The following is a 9,370-nucleotide window of genomic DNA, read 5'->3' as shown; positions in this document are numbered from 1 at the left end:
TGGTCCCAAGGCTTGCTGGTTCTGACCATGGCATTGAGGGTGGTCAGCAGCTTGCGCATGCAGGCCACCAAGGCGACCTTGGGCAGCTTGCCAGCGGCGATCAGGCGCTCGTAGAAAGCCTTGATGACGGGGTTGCGGCGGCTGGCGGTCAGTGCGGCCATGTACAGCACACGGCGCACGTCGAAGCGTCCGCCCTGGATGCGTCGTCGGCCCCGGCTTGCGCCGGAGTCGTTGGCCATCGGGGCGAGGCCCACCAGCGCGGCGATCTCGCGCCGGTTGAGCCGGCCGAGTTCGGGCAACTCGGCGATCAGCGTGGCGCTAGCCACCGGGCCAATCCCGCTGGCTGACTGCAGCAAGCGGTCGAGCTCGGTGAAGTGCTCGCGCACGTGGCCGACCATCTGGCCTTCGATCTCGTCGAGCTGGGCCTTGATGGCCGCCACGATGGCTTCGATGCTCGGGTGCAGCCCCTTGGGCGTGATCTGCAGCCGCTGGCGCTCGGCGAGCAGCATGGCCAGCAGCTGGCGCCGGCGCGTGACCAGCGCGGCCAGCCACTGCTGCTGCGGGTCGGCCAGCGGGCGCAGGAATCGGGCGAGGTCTTCGCGGCGCAGCAGCACCGCGGCAAACTCGGCCAGCATCCGCGCGTCCACCGCGTCGGTCTTGGCCAGGCAGCCCATCGACCTGGCGAAGTCACGCGCCTGGCGCGGGTTGACCACCGCCACCGGCAGGCCCGCCGCCTGCAGCGCGCAGGCCAGCGCCGTCTCGTAGCCGCCGGTGGCCTCCATCACCACCAGCGCCACGGAAAGCGGCTTCAAGGCTGCCGCCAACGCCGAGTGAGCCTCGGCCTGGTTGTCGAACCGCTGGGCCCCGAGCTGGGCGCCCAGCACCGCGACATCGACATGCGTCTTGGCCACGTCGATGCCCACCACCACTGAGGAAGCAGACATGGTCTTCGGATCCCTTGCTTGTGCATGCGCGCTCGGCAAGGCCGGCGCGCGTAACCGTTCGGGCTTCAGAAAGACCAGCACGGCGGCCGTGCGCTCTGTACTCAGACACGGGCTCGATCACCCCAGCGGCTACCAAACTGCACGGGCCGGTCTGGCCGCCTCAACGGCGTTCAGACTCTACCGTGCTGGGCTGGTCTGAACATACAAGCGGACAGCTCGGCGAAGCCCTGCGCCGCCTCGGCCTGCCCGGGCCGGTGCAGGCCTGGTCGCGCCGCCCGCCCGGTGCCGGGGCGGCGGCGCGCGATCTCGCCGCCGGCATCCACTGGCAGGCCGGCGATCTTGGCAGCCTGGTGCTTCCGCCGTCCGACCTCCCGGTGCTGAGCCTCGGCCCGCTCGATGCTTTCGCCGCTGCCGTGGCCGAAGGCCGTATCGAGGCTCCCCGGCTCATCGCCTTCGGTTCCACCAGCCGGCATGCCAAGGCCACGTCCCCCGATCCGCAGGAGCGGGCCCTGGCCGGGCGGCTTGTCCGGGCCGAGGAGCAGCTCTTCGAGGCCGCGGCGCGGCGCGGCAGCCTGGTGTTCCTGCTCCGGCCCACCCTGGTCTGGGGCATGGGCCGCGACGCCACCCTGAGCCGGGTGGTGGCCAGGGTCCGTCGGCAGCCGCGCCTGCCCCTGCCGCTGGATGCGCCGGGCCGGCGCCAGCCGGTGCATGCCCTCGATCTTGCCGCCCTGGCCCTGCGCCTGCTTCGGGCCCCGGCCTCGGTGGCCGGGGCCTACGACCTGCCGGGCGGAGAGACCCTGGCCTTCGGCGAGATGCTGGGCCGCGCCCTGCGGGCCGGCGCTCCGGGGGCGCGGCCCCTCTCCCTGCCCTGGTGGCTGCTGCGGCCCGGCGCCCTGCTGCCCGGTCCCTGGCGCGGGCCGCTGTCGCGCCTGGCCCGGGACCTGGTCTTCGACGACACCCCGGCCCGGGCCCTGCTCGGCTGGTCGCCGCGCGGTTTCCAGCCGGTGCCGGCGGACTTCCCGGAGCGCCCGGAGGCCCCCGTCTGAGGCCCTGCGGCAGCGCAGCAGCGCGGGGTCTGGTCGCCATACGCCGGAGCATTGCGTTTCCGCGTAACGGACTCTTAAGATCGGGAGGCCATCACGTTAGAGCTTTCCTTCTACACGCCCCGATGTGCCCCTGCCTGCCCGCCAGCGCCAGTGGTTCCCGATCCGGCCCCCTGCCGGTGGCCCCCCTCTTTCCCGTCCCCGTTCCCGTTCCGAGGAAGTCCTGATGAAGTCCATCCACCCCCTGCGCGGTGGTTTCGCGCTCGCCCCGCTGGCCGCGGCCGTCGGCTTCGCCCTGCTGGCTCCTGCCGCCCATGCCTTCGAGTTCGGTAGCGGCGAGTTCACCGGCAGCATCGACACCACCGTCTCCTACGGCTACTCGTGGCGTACCGAGCGCCAGGACCCGAACCTGATCGGCAAGGCCTACTTCAATCCGCTGATCTGCGCCCAGAACCGCGCGGTGCTGCCGATCCCGCCGGCCTCCATGACCAACCCCTTCCCGGCCTGCTCCTCGGGCTTCCCGGGCTCGGCCGCGCAGATCGCCGCTCCCGGCCGCTTCTCGGTCAACCGCGACGACGGCAACCTGAAGTACGACAAGGGCGATGCCATCGCCAACACGGCGAAGATCACCTCGGAGATGAAGCTGGCCTGGCGCAACTGGGGGGCTTTCACCCGCGCCACCTACTTCTACGACTTCGAGAACGCCGACCGCGCCGACCTCACCCGCGAGGCCAAGGACCGCATCGGCGAGCGCTTCCGCCTGCTCGATGCCTTCGTCTTCCACAACTTCAACGTCGGCGAGCAGAGCGGCACCTGGCGCCTCGGCCGCCAGGTGATCAGCTGGGGCGAGAGCACCTTCATCCAGAACGGCATCAACGTCATCAACCCGGTCGACCTCTCGGCCCTGCGCGTCGCCGGCGCCGAGCTGAAGGAGGCCTTCCTGCCGGTCGATTCGCTCTGGGCCAGCTTCAACCTCACCGAGAACCTCGCCGTCGAGGGCTTCTACCAGTTCGAGTTCGAGGAAATCGAGGTCGATGCCGCCGGCACCTACTTCAGCTCCAACGACTTCGCCACCCCGGGCGGCACCTACGTGATGCTCGGCTTCGGCACCGTGCCGCAGCCGGTGAACAACCCCGAGCGCTTCTTCGCCACCTGCTTCGGCGGCCCGGCGGGCTTCCTCAACACCGACCTCAACTACACCAACCTGCCGCCGGGCGTGACCAACGCCACCATCGCCAGCATCGGCTGCAATGGCGCGGTGGCCCGCGCGCCCAACCGCAATGCCCGCGACAGCGGCCAGTACGGCGCGGCCCTGCGCTGGTTCTCCTCGGCGCTCGGCGACACCGAGTTCGGCTTCTACTTCATCAACTACCACAGCCGCCTGCCGCTGCTCTCCGGCCGTGCGGTCACCGGCACCTCGCCGAGCACCGGCCGCTTCTTCGTCGAGTACCCGGAAGACATCCAGCTCTATGGCCTGTCCTGGAACACCAATCTCCCGGGCGGCGTGGCCTGGCAGGGTGAGGTGAGCTACCGCCCGAACGCGCCCTTCCAGCTCGACGACGTGGAGCTGCTGTTCGCCGCCCTCACCCCGCTGAACCCGGTCATCCGCGCCCAGCTCATCGGCCAGGGCCTGCCGCCGATCCCGGCCTACGAGTTCCGCAGCCAGCTCGGCCAGGCGGTGTTCGGCCAGGAGATCCGCGGCTGGCGCGAGCACAAGATGACCCAGGTGCAGATGACCTTCACCAAGGTCTTCGGCCAGACCCTGGGCGCCGACCAGATCGCCACCGTGGCCGAGCTGGGCTGGACCCAGGTCGATCTCGATTCCAACTTCCGCTACGAGGGCGAGGGCACCGATACCGGCGGCGGCTGCTCGCTGGCCGACGTGCCGGTGTTCAACGGCACCAACATCGCCGCGGTGGCCAATCCGGCCCTGGCCGGCTGCGCCCGCAACCCGGTCACCCTGCGCGGCGGCTTCCCCACCAAGTTCTCCTGGGGCTACCGCCTCGCGGCCCGCGCCGACTACAACAGCTTCCTCGGCACGGCCTTCACCTTCTCGCCCCGTCTCGCCTTCAACCATGACGTGGACGGCACCACCCCGGGCCCGGGCGGCAACTTCCTCGAGGGTCGCAAGTCGCTCACCGTGGGCGCCGAGCTGAACTACCTCAACACCTGGGTGTTCGACATCGCCTGGACCCGCTTCAATGGCGGTGGCATCTACAACCAGATCTCCGATCGCGATTTTGCGTCGGCCAGCGTCCGCTACTCGTTCTGATGCTCTCGGGAGGGAACACATGACTCTGAAGACGAAGGCTGCCCTCGCAGCCACTCTCGGCACGCTGGCCCTCTCGGCCAGCGTCGCCAGCGCCGCGGTGGATGCCGCCAAGGCGGCCCAGCTGGGCCAGACCCTGACCCCGATGGGCTCGGAGAAGGCCGGCAACGCCGCCGGCACCATCCCGGCCTGGGAGGGCGGCATCACCCGTCCGCCGGCGAACTACCGCAATGGCATGTTCCACCCGGATCCCTTCGCCGCCGACCGGCCGAAGTTCCAGATCACCCGCGCCAATGTCTCGCAGTACGCGAACAACCTGACGGCGGGCCAGAAGGCGATGTTCCAGCGCTACCCCACGTTCCGCATGGACGTGTACCCGACCCGCCGCTCGGCCTCCTTCCCGCAGCGCATCTACGAGTACACCAAGCGCAATGCCACGCAGTGCCGCCTCGTGGCCGACGGCGAGGGCGTGCAGAACTGCGCCGAGGGCTTCCCCTTCCCGATCACCGAGAACGCCTATGAGCTGATGTGGAACCACAAGCTCAAGTACAAGGGCGTGGCCGGCCGCCGCTGGGCCAACCGCGTGGCGCCCACGGCCAATGGCCAGTACACGGTGATCCGCCTGCAGGAGCGCCTGCTCGGCCTGTACTACAAGCCGGGCAACACCTCGGAGAACATCAACAACATCCTCGTGTACTTCCTGCAGGACGTGCTCGGCCCGGCCCGCCTCGCCGGCCAGGTGCTGCTGGTGCACGAAACCCTGAACGCCGCCGCCGCGCCGCGCCAGGCCTGGATCTACAACCCCGGCCAGCGCCGCGTGCGCCGCGCGCCGAACGTGGCCTATGACAACCCGGCCACCGCCTCGGACGGCCTCTCCACCAATGACATGACCGACATGTTCAACGGTGCGATGGACCGCTTCGAGTGGACCACGGTGGGCAAAAAGGAGCTGTTCGTGCCGTATAACTCCTACAAGGCCCACAGCGACAGCGCGAAGATTGCCGATCTCGTGCGCCCCGGTCACCTCAACCCCGACTACATGCGTTATGAGCTGCATCGCGTGTGGGTGATCGAGGCCAAGCTGAAAGCCGGCCAGCGCCACATCAACAGCCGCCGCACTTTCTACCTCGACGAAGACAGCTACCAGATCCTCGCCATCGACCATTACGACGGCCAGGGCAACATCTGGCGCGTCTCCGAGGCGCCCTCGATCAACTACTACGAGGTGCCCACCTTCTGGTCGACCATCGAGGCGCACTACGACCTGAAGTCCGGGCGCTACCTCGCCGGCCTGCTCGACAACGAGGAAGACCGCCCCTACGACTTCGGCTTCCAGGCCTCGCCGGCCGACTTCTCGCCGCAGAACCTGCGTTCCGCGGGCGTCCGTTGATCCGCCGCGCCACGGAACCCTTTCGTGGCGCGTTCTTCCCGCGGGCGGCGCCTTCCGGCGCCGCCCGCTCTTCTTGAGGGCCGCATGCCTCCCACTTCCCGCCTCGCCCGGCGATCCCTGCTCGCCGCCGCCGTGCTCGCCGTCGCCGGCCTTGCCACCGGCATGGCCAGCGACCTGCCCGCGGACGACCCCGCCCTGCTTTCCTCCGAACTGAAGCCGCTCGCACCCAAGGCCCTGCTGCTCGACCTGGCCCGTACCAGTGCCGGCATCTTCGCCGTGGGCGAGCGCGGCATCCTGCTGCGCTCCACCGACGAGGGAGCGACCTGGCAGCAGCTTGTCCTGCCGACGCGCCTGCTGATGACCAGCATCGCGGCCGCCGACGGCGACCTGTGGGTCGGCGGGCATGGCGGCCAGATCTTCCGCTCCAGCGACAATGGCGAGACCTGGGTGCGCCAGCGCATCGATGTCTGGACCCCCGACAGCAATGACCCGATGGCCGGTGCCCCGGTGCTCGACCTGCTGTTCCTCGATGGCCAGAACGGCTTTGCCCTCGGCGCCTTCAGCCTGCTGCTGCGCACCCGCGACGGCGGCGTGAGCTGGGAGCCGGTGGAGCTGCCCGAGGCTGCCCCGGCCCCCGAGGCCGCGGCAGCGACGGACGGCGACTGGACCTTCAGCGCCGAGGAACTGGAGCTGGCCGACGAGGCCGATCCGCATCTCAATGCCATGGTGGCCCTGCCCGATGGCACCCTGATCCTCGCCGGCGAGCGCGGGGCCATGTTCCGCTCGCGCGATGGCGGCGAGCAGTGGGAACGCCTCGAATTCCCCTATGACGGCTCGATGTTCGGCCTGCTCGCCTGGGAGGATGGCCATGTGCTGGCCTACGGCCTGCGCGGCAATGCCTTCGAGAGCTTCGATGGCGGCGACAGCTGGTCGCGCCTCGAGACCGGCGGCGAGATCACCCTGCAGGGCGGCGTGGCCCTGCCCGGTGGCGGCGCGCTGCTGGTGGGCAACGAGGGCCTGCTGCTGTTCCGCCCCGATGCCGCCTCGCCGCTGGAGCGCGGCACCTTCCAGACCGAGGCCGGCGAGACGCCGGTGCTCTCGGGTGCCATGGCCCTCGAGGGCCGTTTCCTGCTGATTGGAGAAAAGGGAGTGGGCCAGCATGCCTTCTGAGTCGATGCCGCCGATGGGGGGCTTCCAGCGGGCTGCCGACCGCTTCGTCTTCGGCTTCCGCCCGGTGATGCTGCTGCTGATCGCGGCGGTCACCGTGGCCATGGTGTTCTTCGCCTCGCAGCTCAGGGTCGATGCCGGCTTCAAGAAGCAGATCCCGCTCGCGCATGAGTACATGCGCACCTACCTCGACTACGAGCAGGAGTTCGGTGGCGCCAACCGGGTGCTGATCGCGGTGATGGCGCGTGAGGGTGACATCTTCAACCAGCGCTTCATGCAGACGCTGGAGAAGGTGACCCAGCGCACCATGGCGATCGAGGAGACCGACGACGCCCGCGTGCGCTCGCTGTTCACTCCGAACGTGCGTTTCGTCGAGGTGGTGGAGGACGGCTTCGCCGGCGGCAACGTCATCCCCGACACCTTCACCCCGAACGTCGAGGGCTTCGTTGCCAGCGAGGCCGACTTCGACACCATCCGCTCGAACATCGTCAAGGCCAACATCGTCGGCCGGCTGGTGGCGAAGGACTGGTCCGGCGCCATGGTCTGGGCCGAGCTGGTGCCCGAGACCGAGGGCAACAAGGTCGATTACCAGAAGGTGGCGCGCGAGCTGGAGGCGATCCGCACCGACTTCGAGGACGAGCACCATACGGTGCACATCATCGGCTTTGCCAAGATCGTCGGCGACATCAGCGACGGCGCGCGCTCGGTGGTGATGTTCTTCGCCATCACCGTGGCCCTCACCCTGGTGCTGCTCACCTTCTATTCGGGGTCGCCAAAACTCGCCGTGCTTGGCGTGGTCTCGGCCCTGGTGGCCGTGGTATGGACGCTCGGCACCCTGCGGCTCATCGGCTTCGGTATCGATCCGATGAACATCCTCACCCCCTTCCTCGTGTTCGCCATCGGCGTCAGCCATGGCGTGCAGATGATCAATGGCTGGGTGAACGAACGCCTGTTCGGCGGCGAGGTGATCGACGCCGAACACGCCGGCACCGGCTTCGCTCCGCTGGAAGCCGCGCGCCGGGCCTTCGCCAAGCTGCTGGTGCCCGGCACGGTGGCCCTGGCCTCCGACGTGGTGGGCTTCCTCACCATCCTGCTGATCCCGATCCAGATCATCCGCGAGCTCGCCATCACCGCCTCGATCGGCGTCGGCCTCGTCATCCTCACCAACCTGGTGCTGCTGCCGATCCTGCTCTCCTACACCGACTACCGCGACGCGGCGAAGACCCGGGCGAAGAAGCTGGCCCGCCTCGACCGCTTCGATGGCGTGTGGCGCGGCCTGACCCGGCTCACCGCCCGCGGTCCGGCCCTGGTGATGGTGATGGTGGCCCTCGGCCTCGGCGCCTACGGCTACATCGAGGGGCAGGGCCTGCAGGTGGGCGACAGCGAGGCCGGCGTGCCGGAGCTGCGGCCGGAGGCCCGCTTCAACCAGGACGCGGTGCGCATCTCCGAGCGCTTCGCGCTCGGCGTGGATGCCATCACCATCATCGCCGAGGCCCGCCCTGATGCCTGCACCCTGAGCTACCCGGCCATGGAGCTGATCGACCGCTTCGGCTGGCACCTGCAGAACATCGAGGGCGTGCAGCAGGTGGTCACCCTGCCCACCGCGGCGAAGATCGTGAACGCCGGCTGGAACGAGGGCCTGCTGCGCTGGCGCGAGCTGCCGCGCAACCCCGACGATCTGCGTGTCGCCACCCAGGGCTTCGAGACCGATACCGGTCTGCTGAACAACGACTGCTCGGCGATGACCGTCACTGCCTTCCTCTCCGACCACAAGGCCAGCACCATCGACCGCATCGTCGGCGCGGTGAAGGCCTTCCGCGAGGAGAACGACGCCTTCGCCGGCCCGGGCGTGAACCTGCGCCTCAAGCTTGCCGAGCAGGCCGCCGCCGCGGCCGAGGCCGGCGAGGAGTTCCACAGCGACCAGGTGAACCTGCGGCTCGCCACCGGCAGTGTGGGCGTGATGGCCGCGGTGAACGAGCGGGTGAAGGAAGCGCAGATGCCGATGATGCTGTACGTGTACGGTGCGGTGATCCTGCTCTGCCTGCTCACCTACCGCTCGTTTGGCGCCACCACGGCCATCATCCTGCCGCTGGTGATGGTCTCCCTGCTGGCCAACGCCCTAATGGCCGAGCTCGGCATCGGCCTCAAGGTGAACACCCTGCCGGTGGCAGCCCTCGGCGTCGGCATCGGCGTGGACTATGCGATCTACATCTACAGCCGCATGAAGGAGTTCCTCGATCGCGGCATGTCGCTGCAGGACGCCTACTTCCGCGCCCTCAAGCTCACCGGCACCGCCGTGCTGTTCACCGGCATGACCCTGGCCGTGGGCGTGGGCACCTGGATCTTCTCGGAACTGAAGTTCCAGGCCGACATGGGCGTGCTGCTGAGCTTCTTCTTCCTGATGAACATGCTCGGCGCCGTGCTGCTGCTGCCGGCCGTGCTGCGCTGGCTGCACCGCGACCGCCCGGCGGCGGGCGGCGGGGCGGCGCTCAAGGCCGCGGTCTGAGCCCGCGCGCTTCGCATCGTGGCAAACGACGAAGGGGCCGCGAGGCCCCTT

Annotated in this window: 6 protein-coding genes; 5 read left to right on the top strand and 1 reads right to left on the bottom strand. The window is 69.2% G+C overall.

Annotated features, from left to right (window positions below; translation table 11 throughout):
• A partial coding sequence (locus G408_RS0106180) for an IS110 family RNA-guided transposase (protein ID WP_028770398.1) occupies nt 1-944 on the bottom strand: 944 nt, incomplete at its 3' end.
• Nucleotides 945-1,126: 182 nt separating this feature from the next.
• Here G408_RS0106180 and G408_RS15470 point away from each other — a divergent pair.
• The 5 genes from G408_RS15470 to G408_RS0106155 all read left to right on the top strand — a co-directional run bounded on the left by G408_RS15470 (nt 1,127) and on the right by G408_RS0106155 (nt 9,319).
• Nucleotides 1,127-1,990 carry a Rossmann-fold NAD(P)-binding domain-containing protein gene (locus G408_RS15470; RefSeq protein WP_051282676.1) on the top strand — a complete coding sequence of 288 codons (864 nt, stop codon included), beginning with the start codon at nt 1,127-1,129 and terminating at the stop codon, nt 1,988-1,990.
• Nucleotides 1,991-2,213: 223 nt separating this feature from the next.
• Nucleotides 2,214-4,259, top strand: coding sequence for a DUF1302 domain-containing protein (locus G408_RS0106170; RefSeq protein ID WP_028770397.1), 2,046 nt, complete (start codon nt 2,214-2,216; stop codon nt 4,257-4,259).
• A 19-nt stretch (nt 4,260-4,278) separates the two neighbouring features.
• Nucleotides 4,279-5,646 carry a DUF1329 domain-containing protein gene (locus G408_RS0106165; RefSeq protein WP_028770396.1) on the top strand — a complete coding sequence of 456 codons (1,368 nt, stop codon included), beginning with the start codon at nt 4,279-4,281 and terminating at the stop codon, nt 5,644-5,646.
• A gap of 84 nt (nt 5,647-5,730) precedes the next feature.
• The gene (locus tag G408_RS13415) at nt 5,731-6,816 is read left to right on the top strand and encodes a beta propeller repeat protein (RefSeq protein ID WP_051282675.1); all 1,086 of its coding nucleotides are present in this window, start codon (nt 5,731-5,733) and stop codon (nt 6,814-6,816) included.
• Nucleotides 6,806-9,319 carry an efflux RND transporter permease subunit gene (locus G408_RS0106155; RefSeq protein ID WP_211226652.1) on the top strand — a complete coding sequence of 838 codons (2,514 nt, stop codon included), beginning with the start codon at nt 6,806-6,808 and terminating at the stop codon, nt 9,317-9,319. Before G408_RS13415 ends, G408_RS0106155 begins: the two co-directional genes overlap by 11 nt.
• The last annotated feature ends 51 nt before the right edge of the window (nt 9,320-9,370 follow it).

It is taken from the genome of Silanimonas lenta DSM 16282, assembly GCF_000429065.1.
Classification (GTDB): domain Bacteria; phylum Pseudomonadota; class Gammaproteobacteria; order Xanthomonadales; family Xanthomonadaceae; genus Silanimonas; species Silanimonas lenta.
This window is presented reverse-complemented; position numbering and strand designations above follow the sequence as displayed.

Bases quoted from the DNA above. Each gene is read 5' to 3' on its own strand.
- G408_RS0106170 (WP_028770397.1), top strand. From the start codon at position 2,214: ATGAAGTCCATCCACCCCCTGCGCGGTGGTTTCGCGCTCGCCCCGCTG.
- G408_RS13415 (WP_051282675.1), top strand. From the start codon at position 5,731: ATGCCTCCCACTTCCCGCCTCGCCCGGCGATCCCTGCTCGCCGCCGCC.
- G408_RS0106155 (WP_211226652.1), top strand. From the start codon at position 6,806: ATGCCTTCTGAGTCGATGCCGCCGATGGGGGGCTTCCAGCGGGCTGCC.
- G408_RS0106165 (WP_028770396.1), top strand. From the start codon at position 4,279: ATGACTCTGAAGACGAAGGCTGCCCTCGCAGCCACTCTCGGCACGCTG.